Here is a 15,491-nt window from a genome sequence, read left to right as displayed (position 1 = left end):
AGGAGGAGCGGCGATAAAGGCGATGATGAAGCAGGTGGTGGCGGTGAGCAGGGTGGGGATCATGATCACACCGAACCAGCCGACATAAAGACGGTTGTTGGTGCTGGTGATCCACTGGCAGAACTGCTCCCACAGGGAAGCACTCTCGCGCTGTTGTAAGGTGGTGGTCATTGGTTTATGAGTGCGGTTTGATTGATTTATGATGTTCTCATCTTAAGGGTTATGTAACGGTTTGTAAAGTTTCTTAACATTCAGTATTACTTGTCGGGGTGATAAGGTGGGCTTATGTTCAGTTAGTTGGTCGCACTACCGACAATGAACCATGAAGCACCTTTTGTTTTAAGCCAGATGCGATCGCTTGTCCCGTTCGATCTTACCAGCGATCGCATCTAGCCTTGCTTTGATTCCGGTCATCCACCAGTTAAACTCGGCCGACTGCCGATCGATCGCTTTCTTGCATTGCCTTATCTCATCGGTTGTTTTTTCGGTGGCTTCTAAGGAAATATTCAGTTCTATTATCATTGCCTCAAGTATCTATCGATTCTTTACGGCAGGGAACTTGACATATTAATCAATGGGAATCACCCTCTTTACGGAAATTTTGCTGTTGACATCCTCACCACCTTAAAATGGACGGCAATACCACCCAAAAACCATGAAGCGCCTTTTCCTTTTAGCCGTAGGGTGCGTTCCCTAAGATGGCTCATACTACTCCACCGATAGATTTTTGGGAACGCACCATGCACATTCATTGAAGCTGTGAGTTTAAGTGCGGTCGCTGATCTTATAGCGTTTCCTGTTCGCAAGAGGTACATTATCGATGTTGAAAAGCTTAATTAGCAAAGGTTTAAATGTGCCACACAGGTGTGAGAACTGCTATAATAAGCTACATTAACAACAATACTTAAAGAAAAGGCTTAAAGATAATCAGTAACAAGGGTAAAAAAAACAAGTCACTCCTGGTGTTTTTGCCCGACGATAGGCTCTCTTGGGTTTGGTGGGTAAAATGTATTCTAAGATACAGTCCTGCGGGCGAGCGAGTGAAACGAACCACAAAGACACAAAGGACACAAAGATCGATCGCTCTTATATAATTTAAACTTATCACACAAGGTCGAGAAGAGGCACGATATTGCAGATTATAATTAATGAAACAGGTTTTGTTGCTATAGGGATTCGTTTTGTCCAACCATTACCGATGAAGATGATTGGCAACCTTGCCAAGAATTAGTGGTACAATTACCAAATAAACAGTAATTTTTTCCATAAGTATCTAAGCACAATTAATTACACATCTAAGCCACTACTCCGTCAGACTTCTGCTGTGAGTAAACAGTGAACTGAAAACTCAAATCCGATCCCTAATAGCTTTATCCCGTCTCCCGTCTCCCATCTCCCGTCTCCCATCTCCCGTCTCGACTAGGAAATTAATTTTGCACGACTACTTAACCCTAATCCCTCACCCCCAATAGGATTATGATGCACGGTTTTATTCCCCCTCATCGTTATTTTCCCTATCTTACTTGGACCGATATAGATTCAATGCTAGATAAGGAAAATGTGGTAATTATTCAACCCATCGGTGCGATCGAACAACACGGACCCCATCTCCCTATTGCCGTCGATGCTGCCATTAGTTTAGGGGTTTTAGGCAAAGCTTTCGAGAAATTAAATACAAATGTTCCCGCCTTTGCTTTACCCTGTCTCTACTACGGAAAATCTAACGAACATTGGTCTTTCCCCGGCACGATTACCCTCTCGGCAGCCACCTTATTAACCCTCATTCAAGAGATAGCTGAAAGTCTCTATCGTTCGGGGTTTCGCAAGTTAGTATTAATGAACTCTCACGGCGGACAACCGCAAGTTATGGAAATTGCCGCTAGAGATATTCACCAACAATATACCGATTTTTTAGTATTTCCTTTTTTCACTTGGCGAGTTCCCCACAATGCGGCTGAATTATTCTCGGAATATGAATTAGAATACGGTATTCATGCAGGAGATGTGGAAACTAGCATTATGTTATCATTACTGCCAGAACAGGTCAAAATTGAGCGGGCTGTCCGAGAATATCCCCAAGGTTTGCCAGAAAATAGTTTATTAACTATGGAAGGAAAATTACCCTTTGCTTGGTTAACTAAGGAATTAACTAAAAGTGGAGTGATGGGAGATGCTACTAATGCAAGTAAAGAAAAAGGCGATCGATTATTAGAATCTGTTGCTAATGGTTGGGTACAGGCGATCATTGATGTTTATCGATTCCGTCAACCGAAGTTATCTTAATAGAAGATTAATCAGAATTGTTAATAAGCTGTACTGCATTTAAACTGCCTATTCGTAATTTTCTTACAAAGGATAAAACTCCATCTTCCTTCTCCTTTAATTCGGGAATTTGATTACTATCTTTTATTAGCATCAACAGAGAAAATTTTAACCAGACTTCGGGTAGTTTTTAGCATAACTATATAATCTCAATTATGAGTTTTATCCTTGCGGGTTTAGAAATTTTGTAACCAGTAATAAAAAGAAAACAAACGACATTTTTTACCATATTTTTTGCACGGGATAAGAATTGAAAACAGAATCAACACCCAGGATAATTAGGTTTTCTGTAATTGCTTGAGAAATTAATAAATGATCAAACGGATCTTTGTGATAATAAGGTAAGGTGTCTAATGTCCAAATATGAGATAATTTCAGGGGTAAAATCTGCACATCATTAATTTTAGTTTGATCTTTAACTATTTCCGAGAGAGAAATATCTAAATTTAATTTGCCTAACTGTACTTTGATCTGTATTTCCCAGACACTGACCAAACTCAAGAAAAGAAGATTATTTCTATCTTCTAGCATCTTAATTGCTCATGAGGAAAGCTGAGGAGAATTCTGGGAAAATTAGATTAAAGTGTGACTATCTAAGAGAATATTCATGAGTCAAAATTCCAGAAATTATCGGGTAAGGGTTGATTGAAATCATCACTCATCCAAATTTTTCCCTGATGCAACCCAAAGACTCGTTTTTTAGGGAAAGATAACGGCTCCTTTTCCTCCGTGAGAGCTTCTACATATTCTAAGATTTGTTTTTGTTTATCTAGAGGAATTTCCTGTAGCTTGTTAATAATGCTTTCTGTAATTTTATTGCCAGAAATAGTCATGGTTTTCTCAATATATACTGAAATCTACGATGCAAGCTTCATGATAGCATTTTAAACATAAATAAAGTTAATTTTTGTAGAACCACTTCCCCAACTTGTTTAAGAGAGTTCCTGCAAAAATCAAAAATCTTCCGTGAGGAGACTCCGAGACAGTCCAGAGGAGGAGAAAAAAGACAAGAAACAACTATCCCGTCCATAAAACCCAAGATTATGTCAAATTTATCTGAGGTTTTCGATATTTTGAGCCGATAGCACCTCGAAAACTTACTTTTACAGGAGGTTTAAGCTAAATTAATCCTATTGTTAAGGATATTAGTTAGAGCAGTTATCTTAATGAGCAGGTACGAAGTTTTCGTTTTCGGGAGTCGGTCTTCCATACCAAATTAGATTACACTTCATCTTTATGAGAAACACTGTAACAGACAGAAATTAGCTGTTTCAGTCCACTAGGGCTGCTGACTTAGAAAAAATTGCGTTAGAATTAAAGAAATATTACAAGTGATTGACAAAAATGAGTAAGCCTGATATAGAAACCATTGCCCTGCAGTTAGAAAGCAGCAACTCTAAAGATCGTCTGCTGGCCTTGGCATCCCTGCGAGAAGTGGCCCCGGAGGAGGCTGTACCCTTGATCAAAAAAGTCCTTTATGATGAAATGCTGCCAGTGCGATCGATGGCTGTCTTTGCTTTGGGAGTCAAACAAACCGAGGAATGCTTTCCTATCCTCGTGGATTTGTTAGCCAATGATGCCGATTATGGCATTCGCGCCGATGCTGCGGGGGCCTTAGGTTATTTAGAAGATATTCGCGCTTTTGAACCCCTACAACGAGCTTTTTACGAAGATACGCAATGGTTAGTCCGCTTCAGTGCTGCCGTCGCTTTGGGCAATTTACGCGATATTCGGGCTAAACAGGTGTTATTATCGGCTCTCGATAGTAACGAAGCGGTTATTCAACAGGCCGCTATTGCCGCTCTTGGGGAAATCAAAGCAGTGGAAACCGTCGAGAAGCTTTTAACTTTTGTTAACTCCGATGACTGGTTAATCCGGCAGCGATTAGCGGAAGCTTTAGGCCAGCTTCCGGCGGAAAAAACGATCGCAGCCTTAAAATTTTTGGTCAAGGACGAACATCCACAAGTGCGGGAAGCAGCCCGTTTATCTTTGCAAAAATTGGCCAACGTCTAGGGATAGGATAGAATAAATAATCTATTCTTCCAAAGCGATCGATCTTTGCCTACAGCCATTCATGGACATTCAAGAATTTATTAATCTCTGTGCGGGTAAATGGTTTTCTCAGCGCACCAGTTATCAATTAGCTGCCCAAAAAGTTGCCAATAATAAAGCAGAAATCACCATCGATTTGCTGGCTGCCGATGCTGCCGATGTGGTGCAATTATGTTTAGAAAATAACTGTCAGTCCCAAGCGAATCTAGGGGGATGGAAAGCGACTTGGGATAATTCCGTGGACTATGGACAACCGAAAAAAATCGGTTCTAGCTATTTAGTTTGGCTACCCTCAGAAAATTCTTGGCAAGGAAAATTAATCACAGCGGTCGGTAAATCGGCAGCGCTGGGAGAATATCATCTCAGAAGCGATCAAGCTTTAACTTTAACCATCGAGGACAATCACCATCGTATCGAGGAAAGAATCTGGTTTGCTAGTCCTAATCTGAGATTGCGTACCAGTATTATTCAGTCGGCCAATGGCGATCGCCAAACGGTTTTCTATTCGGAAATTCGCAAAATGGTTGCTTCTTAAGTAGCTGCTATCCCCAATGTCTGAGGTGGGGAAGACAGGGTTAATCTTCCACCACTCCAGTCAAATCCTGCTAACGTCGGCCGCGTCTGCTGCTGCCGAAACCACTGCGACTAGGGGTACGACGGGAACCGGAGGAACCGAAACTAGGAGAACGTTTGACATTATCAGATTTACCCGAATTCTTCAGGGTACTGGAACCATAACCGGAACCACTGGGTTTTGTGGTGGTGGTGGTGCTGCGATTGGGACTAGAGGGAGTATTGCTAGGATAACGACGTAAATTGCCGGTAGAACGGAGAGTTTGCCGGTTTTTGACTGCCGGAGGTGGACTATTATGTTTAGTCCGGTATTGATCCACTGCCTGATTATAGGTGGAACCGTAACCACCAAAACCGGTCATCACACCCCCCGGAGTATAGAGGGGAGGAACGTAGTATTGAGGACGAAAGAGCAAACTACCCAAAGCTTGACCAGCAACAGCACCGAAAAAAGGACTCCAAAAACTCGATTCTTGTCGAATCACCACGGTTTCCTGTTGTCCGGTTTGGGGATTGTTCCGCACTTCCGTGACATTATGGACATACTCAATTTTAAAATCTTCGGTCATGTACAGGGTAGCCTGATCACCGTTGATTTCTACTGCGGTTTTTTCCCCTTTAGCAATGTCCTCCTCGGTTAATCTAGCCATTTGCAGGTTAGTGGTGCGAAAGAGGGGAGAAGTCCCCCCGGGGGTGTTTAACAGCATTAAGGTATAAGTGCCATCTCCGTCATCGTAGGTAGCTTGTTGCACCTCGTAGCGACCGCTACTAACCTGATTGGATTCTCGTCTTACACTACTGTTATTAGCTGACGGTGACTGAGTTTGATTTGACGACGAACCACAGGCCACCGTTGTCCAACAAAGGGTAAGAATTAAAAAGATTGTCGTTACTTGGCGCAGCATAAGGGCAAAATTAAGACTATAAAGGCAGCAATTCGGGGAAATTGAGTAATAGTTGCTCATTGGTCAATTCATCTCCCAATTGAGCAGGAGAAAAATGTACCTGAATCGCACGCAGCCGACCTTGGTAGTGAAGGTTAATTATTGATTTTAAACCATCTTCCAGGGCCTCTCGATCGGCTAGGCTAGTTTCTAAAGCAGCACTCTCACCCTCGAAGGCTATTGTGATCATAACAACTAAGTTATCGGTGACGGGTAAAGTTAAGGGTTCGTTTTCCCCCAACTGTGAAGACACCGATTCACTTAGGTATCTGGCCGCGGAATCGGTAAACAGTTCGTTAACGTAGTCTCCCGCTTCCCCCTCATGCCAAAAAACATCGCCCTCATTAGCCACAGAAAACCAATAGAGGTTCATCTGCAGCAGATTTTGACAAATTTCTACTAAACCCTCTCCCATGACCTCTAAATCGCCTTCGGAATCGATCGCCTCCCGGCCGGTACGATTAAGAATACCGATCAGCGGTGCGATTTCTTGGCCGTAGAGATGCAAAAATAAGCGACAGACCACATAGCGAGTTCTACCCGCAAATTTCTTGAAGCGATCGCCTAAAGAACTCATAATAGACCTCTGGTAAAAATCAAAAATTGTCGTTAAGGTTAGGAGTCAGGAGATAGGAGTCAGGAGACTTTTTTTTTATTTATTCTTCCCACTTCCCACTTCCCACTTCCCACTTTCAAGTCAGTAGTCTTGAAGCCATCAGCTAGATCAAGGTGATAATCAAGTAAACAGCCAAAAAAGCCACCAGCTTTTATTTATCTTGCCATTTTCTAGGCCGCTATGCCTTGATGCCCTGGGAACAGTCTATAATTACTTAAAATCCTATTGGTGTGAGCAAATGGCTGTCCAACTACAACAAGCTTTAGTGGTTGCTTCCTATATCTTGAAACAGCGTCTAGCAGGAAAAAAGCGTTTTCCGCTAGTTTTAATGCTAGAACCCCTATTTCGCTGTAATTTAGCCTGTACTGGCTGCGGTAAGATTCAACATCCCCCGGAAATCCTCCGCAATCATCTTACCCCAGCAGAATGTTTCGCAGCGGTGGAAGAATGTGGGGTTCCCGTGGTTTCCATCCCCGGGGGCGAGCCGCTTTTACATCCACAAATTGATGAAATTGTCAAGGGTTTAGTGGACAGAAAAAAATTCGTCTATCTCTGTACCAATGCTCTGTTATTGGAAAAAAGCCTAGATAAATTTACTCCTTCACCCTATCTTACCTTTAGTGTCCATCTGGATGGTCTCAAAGAACATCACGATCGCTGTGTGGATCGAGAGGGAGTATTCGATAAGGCAGTAAAAGGGATTAAAGCGGCGAAAGCGAGAGGTTTTCGGGTTACTACTAATACCACGGTTTTTGAAGGCACAGATCCGCGAGAAATGCAGGAATTTTTCGATTTTCTCGCTACTTTGGGCATCGATGGCATGATGATTTCCCCCGGTTACAGTTATGAGTGGGCCCCGGATCAAGATAGTTTCTTGAAACGGGAGCAAACTAGAGCTTTATTCCGAGAAATTCTCTCACCCTGGAAATCAGGTCAGAAAAAGTGGAATTTTAACCATAATCCTCTCTTTCTCGATTTTCTCATCGGTGAACAGGACTATGAATGCAGCCCTTGGGGTAGTCCTAGCTATAGTCTTTTAGGATGGCAAAAACCCTGTTATCTGCTCAACGAAGGTCATTACAAAAGCTTTCGGGAACTTTTAGCAGAAACCAATTGGGATAACTACGGTCGGGCCAGTGGCAATCCTCAATGTGCCGATTGTATGGTACATTGCGGCTATGAACCGACCGCGGCCATGGCAGCTTTTAAACCGGCTAATATGAGACGTGCCATGCAGAGTTTAATCGGAGTCTAATCCTAAACTGATTCTAACCAGACGGCGGGGACTTGACTAGGGCGATCGGGTAATTGCATCCACCCCATTTCGCACAGACGAATTACCGAACTTAATTTTTCTACCAAAGCGGGATCGAAACGAATCCCGCTATAATTTTGACAGCGCTCTAGGGCCTCTCCCAAATCTAGAGCTAGTCGGTCGCCTCGCGGTTGAGTTAATTCCTGAAAATAGGCTGATAATCCTAAAATTCTCGACTCTAGGCTGATTTCTTCCCCTTTTAAACCGTTGGGAACCCCGCTACCATCCCAGTATTCAAACTCATGGTAAATAATCTGTTGAATTGGGGCTAATTCGGGCATAGTGGCGAGTAATTGTGCGCCTAACACCGATCGATCCCGCCAAAATAACGCATTTGCTCCCTCTAACTGACTGGCACGCTGTCTAAAAACTTCGATCGGAGCCTCCGCTAGACCGATGCGGTATAATAAACCAGCTAATCGTAAGCGTCGTAATCTCAGGGTGGGTAAATCGAGCAATTGTCCCAACATTTCCGCTAAAGCGGCCACCTGTAGGGAAGCAAGGGGATTATCAATATCTCTTTCATCGACTTTTTGAGCCATTCTTAGAAAAGCTTGCAGTTTATTAGCGGCTAAATTTTTATTTAAACGGGATGCTTGTCCTTCTAAGTCGCTTAATTCTCGCGCTTGTCTGCTGACGGTGACTAACTGCTGTTGACTGGTTTGCAGATAGGTGACAATGCGAGAGACTACTCCCGTTAAATCCGTGGGAATGGGATTAATATTTTGACTAATTTCCTGCTGTTGTCTGCTTAAATCGGCCGCTAGACTGGGATTATAGGGATGCAGACGCTCAATTAAGATCCTAGCGGCTTTTTCGACTAAATCGCGATCGAATGTCCATAAACCGTAGAATTTTCGCTCCGTGTCTATTTGGGGTTGACTATCGGACCGGTATTCTTCTGGGGATAACTCATGACAGAGTACCATGGAGGCGTAATCGGGGGAAAGAATGATTAAATTCCACTCATTCACCAAACTATCGCTATTATCTAAGTTCACTAGCGAAACATTCTCTAAACTGCCGGTTTTATGCTCAGAAAAACCACTATCGGCCACGGCAGCGATCGCAATATGACGAGAAGAGCGAGCAATATCTAAATAGCGCTCTGCTTCCTGTAAATACCATTTTCCCTGTTGAAAGGTGACTAAAACCAGTGGTTTATTTGTACTGTCTGGGCTGCTAGTTTGCAAAATATGATCTTCAAGAGCATGACAGAGGGCCACCAGGGTATTCTTAAAATAGACCCCGTAACTGCTGGGTAATCTTCCCGATGAAGCTATTTTTAACTGTTGTAAGCTGGATCCTACGGTCATAAGTGGCAAGATTAGGGGGAGTGGGGAGTGGGGTGTAGGGTGTGGGGTGTGGGGAGAATAAATAAAAATAATCTCCTGACTTCTGACTCCTGATTACTGATGACTGACTCCTCATAGCTTTTTTCTTAATTTTATCTCAAATGTCGGGGTGAAGACCGTTCGGCGGTTCGGCGGTTCGACTCAGCTCACCGTCAATATAAAGGCTCAATGTATAGTCATTTCAATTAAGATTGAGAATACTAATCCTAGAGTTCAGGTCTAGACTGTATCAGACTTATCTGAAATGACTATATCAGTGGGATTGTTCAGTGATCAGTATATAGCTGGCAGTAACAGTGCTGTCTTTTCACTGATTACTGTTCACTGATAAAATCTCCCCGCTGCCAGGGACTCTTAACAGGTAAATTGGAGGCTTAACAGTTTACTTGGGCCCCTAGGGTATCTAAAGCCAAAATTTTGGCACTGGAGTTAATCCCCACTTCCTCCCAAGCATTGGTCATCTCTGTGGCTGTTTTTTGGGCATTTTCAGGGTTAGTTAAAGCTAATAGGCTCGGACCTGCGCCACTAATTACCATCCCGTAAGCACCCCCATTAATGGCGGCTTTTTTCACCTTTTCGTAACCCGGGATCAAAGATTGGCGATAGGGTTGATGCAGTTTATCCTCTAGGGCAATTCTCAGCCAATCGCCGTTACCCGTCTCTAATCCCCGCAATAATAAACCCAAGCGGGAAATATTGAAAATAGCCTCCTGACGGCTAATTTTTTCGGGTAAAACCGCCCTAGCTTTTGCCGTAGCCAGTTCAAAATCGGGAATCCCTAGGACGGGAATGAGATTTTTTTGCCAAAATACTTGACAAATAGCCCAATTTGTGCTATCACCTGCCGATAGCTGACAGTTGCCCCGCAAAGCTGGCACCACATTATCTGGATGGCCCTCCAAGGCGATCGCTAATGCTTCGATTTCCCCCATAGATAAAGGATTGCCCGCGCATTGATTGGCAGCCACTAACCCACCGATAATAGCAGTAGCAGAACTACCTAAACCTCTAGCCAGGGGAACCCCTAAACCGATCTCGATGGCGATAGGGGGCGGATTCTGTCCTATTTTTTGATAAACTTGCAAAAAAGAAGTGTAGATTAAATTATCAGCCCCTTGGCTAACTTTAGCTGATTCATTTCCCTTGACACTAATGCTGACAGGGTTAGCTGTCGTTGCCGGCAGCAGGGTAAAAGTAAACTGATTATATAGGGTTAAGGCCGCTCCGAGACAATCGAAGCCGGGCCCAATATTAGCAGTGGTAGCGGGAACTGTTACCGTAAAAGTTGTCATGGTTAAGCTTTTGCCTGAAGATAGCGGCGATTTACCTCCTCCCAGTTAACCACATTCCACCACTGTTTTAAATACTCAGCCCGTTGATTACGATATTTTAAGTAATAGGCGTGTTCCCAGACATCATTGCCCATAATTGGCTGTAATCCCATCATTAGGGGGCTATCTTGGTTAGCAGTGCTGGTAATTTCTAGTTGTCCTGACTTATTTAACACCAACCATGTCCAACCACTACCAAAAAGTTTAGTACCTGCTTGGTTGAAAGCGTTTTTAAATTCCTCGAAACTGCCAAATTTAGCGATTATTGCCGCTCCTATTTCTCCTGTTGGTTCGCCACCGCCATCGGGGGACATAATCTGCCAAAACATCGTATGATTAAGATCGCCGCCGCCATTATTGCGGATAGTGATGCGAAGATCGGCGGGTAAAGAGTCAAGATTTTTAATCAATTCTACTACTGTTTTTTTCTGCAATTCTGGATATTTTGCCACTGCCGTGTTGAGATTATTAACGTAGGCTGCATGGTGTTTATCGTGATGAAATTGCATCGTTTCCTTATCGATATAAGGTTCTAGGGCATCATAGCTATAGGGTAGGGCGATAAGACCATAGGGACCAGTAGCAGCAAAAGCGGGACGGTTAAAACCGGCAAGAGTGGCTGTGCCAAGGGTAGCACCTAAAAGATAAAGAAATTGACGGCGATCGAGAGACATATTCTCAGAGCAGATGTTCCAATGATCAATTATCCTATCGATCGGTGCCTTGGCAGAGAAAAGTTTTAATTTTTACCTGTCCGCTATAAGATGTCAAATTTTTTGAGTAATTGCCGGGGAATTTAAAAAAAATTGTTTACCTAAAATTAAGAGTTAAATTTGGAAGGTTTCTAGAGTGCGTTTTTTCTCAAGTGGAGATGGAAAAAATCCCATCCCCACACTTGTCAATTTATCGTTTTTGTTTGAATTGAGAACCGATGCCCAAAAGTCCTAAACCTAATAATCCTAAAATTGCCGAAGGTTCGGGAACCTGTTGGCCGGTCAGACTAAAGGCAAAATCCCTGTCAAGTTGACTGCGGCTCCCGAAAAAGTCTTGATAACCAACACCGTCGCCCTGACTGCTGGTGTACCATCCCCACTGGGGCGGAAAACCACGACTAGGAACAATCGCCAGCCAATAGGTTGCACCCGCTTGGGCGAGGAAAGTATTGGTCAAGTTCGCACTATAGCTATAGACGGGAAAGCCATTGTTGTCTGTGCCGATAAAAGTTTCCCCCGCATTCCCCGTTATCGTTTCCGAGAAAAGCAAAGAACCCGGCTGACCAGCGTTATTACCGAAAATAGAGAGGGCAAAGGAGGAGATGGGTGCTGCTGTTGGGGGATTAAAATAACTCCCCACCCAGTCAACACCATCAACTAAATTGTCACTGGAGAAACTAAAGTTGTCGTAAACAGTGGCAAAATTACCGAAAGAATTAGTATCATTTTGGGACGCGAACACTTCGCCACCAGGGAAGTTAGCAGCTTGGCTAAAGATAACACTCGCTTGGGCGGCTTGGAAAGGGGTTAGGATGGCTAGAGTTGCCCCCGCTACCAATAAGCAATGCTTACCCCCCCCGCATTTTTGATAATTTTTGTTAATGTTTTGGCCATGGAAACCTCTTCTTTGGTAGAGTTTCTTCGATTGTATAATTGTATTTGCCTCTCTTGGATATTGGCTGAAAAATGTTCACAATGTCACATTATGGGCGCAAGCGTTGCGCCCCCACATTACACAATGACCTCAAATACTTTTTCAGCAAGCCTTTATTACCATAAACGATAAAAACTTTTCAACAAACTAGGCGGAATTTTTAGATAATAACCAATAATAACTAATTGATTAACTAAGGTAGTTTTGCCAACTCCTAATTTTTGCCAACGTCTTGCCGAGGTAATCACCGGAGCAGCAACTATGGCTATTTTACCCCTTTTTTTCAATCTTTGTATTAATTCAAAATCTTCCATAATTGGTAACTCAGGAAACCCCCCTAAATCGGTCAATATTGAGGCTTTTAAAAATATTCCTTGATCTCCGTAGGGAAGAGAAAACCAGTGAGAACGCCAATTAACTAATTTTTCCACTAAACGCAGGTTTTTTTCCTCTCCATCAATTTTTAATTCAAAAGCCCCCGCTACTATCCCAGATTGAGATAAAGTATTGATAATTTGCTCTTGATAATTTTGGGAAAGTAAAGTATCTCCATGTAGAAATAACAAAATATCTCCTTTCGCTATTTTGGCTCCTAAATTCATCTGAAATGCACGACCTTTACTCGGTGAAATAATTACTTTTGCTCCCAATTTTTCAGCTATTTCTCTGGTTTTATCTGTACTTCCCCCATCGACAACAATAATTTCTACTCCTTCACCTATCTGTTTTAACGTTGCTGCAATTCTTAACTCCTCATTAAGAGTCGGAATGATAATACTAAGATAATTCATGAGGTTTTGTACTAACTAAAGTCAGAGGATTTAGGGGCAACCATCGGGTAAATTTTCCTACAGATACCGAGGAATTGATTGGGATTGGTAATAAGTAAGTAGTTATAATTAAATAGAAGATAGATTTTGCCTCTGATCCCCCCTGCCCCCCTTAATAAGGGGGGTGCCGATAGGCGGGGGGATCCCCCCTTAATCCCCCCTTGATAAGGGGGGTGTCTGACAACTTTTAACACCTACCTACTTAACTGTTTTTCCGATATAAAAGTTAAACATTGCTGCCAGTTCTCCAGAGGGGCTAAAGCTGCAGTTAAAAGTCGATACCAAATTAGGTTACACTTCATCTTTATGGGAAACGAAACTCTGTTCTAAGATAGGTGGGACAATGCCGAATATTAAAGGAGACGATGGTGCGCTCAAAACCATTTTCAGCAATAGTAAAATTATCGCAGTGGTGGGGCATTCTGAGAAATCGAGTCGCGCCAGCTATCAGGTAGCCAAATTTCTGCAAGCGGTGGGTTATCGAGTCTATCCTGTCAATCCGATGGTCAAGCAAATTGATGGTCAAAGGTGCTATCCTTCTCTAGAGGCTATCCCTGAACCCGTGGATATTGTTAACGTTTTTCGTCATCCTGATTATCTACCTGAAATTGTCGAGTCAGCTATTGCTATTCAGGCTGCTACCCTTTGGACACAATTGAAAATTTATCACCCAGTTGCGGAAAAAAGGGCGATCGAGGCGGGTTTAAATGTGATTATGGATGCTTGTATCCAGATAGAATATCAGCGTTTAGGGATTTCCCAAAAATAAACTATAGCGGTTCTCGTACCTGTACGGCACATTTAAACCTTTGCTGATTAAGCTTTTGAACATCAATAATGTACCTCGTGCGAATAGAACACGCTATATACTTTTTGAAAAATGGTGGCTCCCTTGGGTTTGGTGGGTAAAATGTATTCTAAGATACATTCTTCCTAGCGAGGGGGTGGAACGAACCACAAAGACACAAAGGACACAAAGACTGATCAATCCTATGTAAGTTAAACTTATCACACAGAACCTAGAAGAGCCAAATGGTATTATCGGGGCTTGGTTGTCAGTCGTTTGAGCGCTGTTGTATCAAGCTTTTTTTGTTTGTGGTCTCTCCTTGGAAAAATTTGCTATGATGTAGAGACTTGTTTAGTATTTGGTAAAAATAACCATAAATCTCACCGTGTTCACAACTGTTCAACCCGCAAATCGATCGAGCTTACCTGATGACCTATTTACGGCAATTAAAGAGCTTAAAAGGGAATTAAACGCCGTTATTCTGGCTCACTACTATCAAAATTCTGACATACAGGATATAGCTGATTATATTGGTGATTCTCTAGGTTTATCCCAGCAGGCTGCCCAAACGCCAGCAGATGTAATCGTATTTGCGGGGGTTCACTTCATGGGAGAGACAGCTAAAATCTTAAATCCGGATAAGTTGGTATTGCTGCCGGATTTAGATGCGGGATGTTCTTTAGCTGATAGTTGTCATCCTGAAGATTTTGCTCGTTTTAAAGCCCAATATCCCGATCATATCGTGATTTCCTATATCAATTGCAGTGCAGAAATTAAGGCCATGAGTGATATTATCTGCACCAGTTCCAACGCAGTCAAAATAGTGAATCAAATCCCTGTCCATCAACCGATTATCTTCGCTCCTGATCGCAATTTAGGCCGTTATGTCAGTCAGCAAACTGGCAGAGATTTAGTTCTTTGGCAGGGTAGTTGTATTGTCCATGAAACTTTTTCCGAACGCAAGATAATAGAATTAAAAGTTGCCCATCCAGAAGCAAAAATTATCGCCCATCCTGAGTGTGAATCATCGGTTTTACGCCATGCCGATTATATTGGTTCCACGACGGCACTATTAAATTATTCCCTGAAAAGTTCCGAAAAAACCTTTATTGTCGTCACAGAACCGGGGATTATTCACCAGATGCAAAAATCCGCGCCAGAGAAAGCATTTATACCCGCACCAGCTTTAAATAACTGTGCTTGTAATGAGTGTCCCTATATGAGACTGAACACTCTCGAAAAATTGTATCTCTGTATGCGAGATAAAACTCCAGAAATTACTATTTTTGAAGATTTAAGAGTTAAGGCACTGTTGCCGATTCAAAGAATGTTAGAAATGTCTTAATCAGTTATCAGTGCGCCAATTCAAAAACGAAAAGCATCAACCCCAAGAGTTAGCTCTTCTGGTGTTTGTCTGGAAGGAAAAAGAATAGGGATAATTTGGGTTAACCACAGAAACCAAAAACCTACCTAAAGCCTTTTAAAGTTACTCATTTCTGCAGCTAGATAACTAAAATAAGTAACTTTGGCCACCGATAGATTTTAAGAACGTTATCAGGTATAATCAAGATATGAAGGTAGTTGAACGTCATATTATCAGTCAAAACCATCCCTTATGGTCAGAAATCGACCATTATGCCTTCTTGTCAAAAAATTTGTTCAATCTAGCTAACTACCATTATCGCCAATATTTCTTTGAAAACTCCCAAAAACTGAGTT

The 15,491-nt window shown here is 42.5% G+C and carries 16 protein-coding genes and 1 pseudogene; 6 read left to right on the top strand and 11 right to left on the bottom strand.

Going from position 1 to position 15,491, the window contains the following annotated elements; genetic code table 11:
- Positions 1-171, bottom strand: a pseudogene (locus O9323_RS06860) (photosystem II q(b) protein); the annotation flags it as partial.
- Positions 172-339: 168 nt separating this feature from the next.
- The gene (locus O9323_RS06855) at positions 340-522 is read right to left on the bottom strand and encodes a hypothetical protein (protein ID WP_043997411.1); all 183 of its coding nucleotides are present in this window, start codon (positions 520-522) and stop codon (positions 340-342) included.
- A gap of 954 nt (positions 523-1,476) precedes the next feature.
- Here O9323_RS06855 and O9323_RS06850 point away from each other — a divergent pair.
- On the top strand, positions 1,477-2,283 hold the full coding sequence (locus tag O9323_RS06850) for a creatininase family protein (protein WP_002752208.1): 807 nt from the start codon (positions 1,477-1,479) through the stop codon (positions 2,281-2,283).
- Between the two features lie 261 nt (positions 2,284-2,544).
- Here the strand turns inward: O9323_RS06850 and O9323_RS06845 are convergent, their stop codons facing one another.
- Both O9323_RS06845 and O9323_RS06840 read right to left on the bottom strand, forming a co-directional pair.
- Positions 2,545-2,853, bottom strand: a complete 309-nt coding sequence (locus O9323_RS06845) for a type II toxin-antitoxin system VapC family toxin (protein WP_002752210.1) — start codon at positions 2,851-2,853, stop codon at positions 2,545-2,547.
- A 74-nt stretch (positions 2,854-2,927) separates the two neighbouring features.
- The gene (locus O9323_RS06840) at positions 2,928-3,155 is read right to left on the bottom strand and encodes a DUF2281 domain-containing protein (protein WP_149106847.1); all 228 of its coding nucleotides are present in this window, start codon (positions 3,153-3,155) and stop codon (positions 2,928-2,930) included.
- Between the two features lie 511 nt (positions 3,156-3,666).
- Between O9323_RS06840 and O9323_RS06835 the strand changes: the two genes are divergently transcribed.
- Positions 3,667-4,335 (top strand): HEAT repeat domain-containing protein, encoded by a 669-nt coding sequence (locus O9323_RS06835; RefSeq protein WP_002752215.1) that lies wholly within the window; start codon positions 3,667-3,669, stop codon positions 4,333-4,335.
- 61 nt (positions 4,336-4,396) lie between these two features.
- Positions 4,397-4,909: a phycobiliprotein lyase gene (locus tag O9323_RS06830; protein WP_002752217.1), complete on the top strand. Its 513-nt coding sequence runs from the start codon at positions 4,397-4,399 to the stop codon at positions 4,907-4,909.
- Between the two features lie 70 nt (positions 4,910-4,979).
- Here the strand turns inward: O9323_RS06830 and O9323_RS06825 are convergent, their stop codons facing one another.
- Both O9323_RS06825 and O9323_RS06820 read right to left on the bottom strand, forming a co-directional pair.
- Positions 4,980-5,912 carry a hypothetical protein gene (locus O9323_RS06825; RefSeq protein WP_288124870.1) on the bottom strand — a complete coding sequence of 311 codons (933 nt, stop codon included), beginning with the start codon at positions 5,910-5,912 and terminating at the stop codon, positions 4,980-4,982.
- Entirely contained in the window at positions 5,869-6,468 is a 600-nt protein-coding gene (locus tag O9323_RS06820) for a DUF1517 domain-containing protein (RefSeq protein WP_024968872.1), read from the bottom strand. The genes O9323_RS06825 and O9323_RS06820 overlap by 44 nt, the downstream gene beginning before the upstream one ends.
- 277 nt (positions 6,469-6,745) lie before the next feature.
- On the opposite strand from O9323_RS06820, the gene hpnH reads away from it, so the two are divergent.
- Positions 6,746-7,762, top strand: coding sequence for an adenosyl-hopene transferase HpnH (gene hpnH / locus O9323_RS06815; RefSeq protein WP_193979411.1), 1,017 nt, complete (start codon positions 6,746-6,748; stop codon positions 7,760-7,762).
- A gap of 2 nt (positions 7,763-7,764) precedes the next feature.
- Here hpnH and O9323_RS06810 read toward each other — a convergent pair whose 3' ends face one another.
- The 5 genes from O9323_RS06810 to O9323_RS06790 all read right to left on the bottom strand — a co-directional run bounded on the left by O9323_RS06810 (position 7,765) and on the right by O9323_RS06790 (position 12,946).
- Entirely contained in the window at positions 7,765-9,138 is a 1,374-nt protein-coding gene (locus O9323_RS06810) for an HD domain-containing phosphohydrolase (RefSeq protein WP_002752229.1), read from the bottom strand.
- A gap of 413 nt (positions 9,139-9,551) precedes the next feature.
- Positions 9,552-10,469, bottom strand: a complete 918-nt coding sequence (thrB, locus tag O9323_RS06805) for a homoserine kinase (protein WP_002777164.1) — start codon at positions 10,467-10,469, stop codon at positions 9,552-9,554.
- Between the two features lie 2 nt (positions 10,470-10,471).
- Positions 10,472-11,182: a superoxide dismutase gene (locus O9323_RS06800; protein ID WP_149106851.1), complete on the bottom strand. Its 711-nt coding sequence runs from the start codon at positions 11,180-11,182 to the stop codon at positions 10,472-10,474.
- 229 nt (positions 11,183-11,411) lie between these two features.
- A complete protein-coding gene (locus tag O9323_RS06795; protein ID WP_149106852.1) occupies positions 11,412-12,059 on the bottom strand; it encodes a DUF7901 domain-containing protein in 648 nt (215 codons plus the stop codon).
- 212 nt (positions 12,060-12,271) lie between these two features.
- Positions 12,272-12,946 (bottom strand): TIGR04283 family arsenosugar biosynthesis glycosyltransferase, encoded by a 675-nt coding sequence (locus tag O9323_RS06790; protein ID WP_149106853.1) that lies wholly within the window; start codon positions 12,944-12,946, stop codon positions 12,272-12,274.
- Between the two features lie 382 nt (positions 12,947-13,328).
- On the opposite strand from O9323_RS06790, the gene O9323_RS06785 reads away from it, so the two are divergent.
- On the top strand, positions 13,329-13,754 hold the full coding sequence (locus O9323_RS06785; protein WP_002733015.1) for a CoA-binding protein: 426 nt from the start codon (positions 13,329-13,331) through the stop codon (positions 13,752-13,754).
- Between the two features lie 403 nt (positions 13,755-14,157).
- Positions 14,158-15,117, top strand: a complete 960-nt coding sequence (gene nadA / locus O9323_RS06780; protein ID WP_002731625.1) for a quinolinate synthase NadA — start codon at positions 14,158-14,160, stop codon at positions 15,115-15,117.
- The last annotated feature ends 374 nt before the right edge of the window (positions 15,118-15,491 follow it).

The sequence above is a fragment of the Microcystis sp. LE19-131.1A genome, assembly GCF_027532015.1.
GTDB classification, from domain to species: Bacteria; Cyanobacteriota; Cyanobacteriia; order Cyanobacteriales; family Microcystaceae; genus Microcystis; species Microcystis ichthyoblabe_A.
This window is presented reverse-complemented; position numbering and strand designations above follow the sequence as displayed.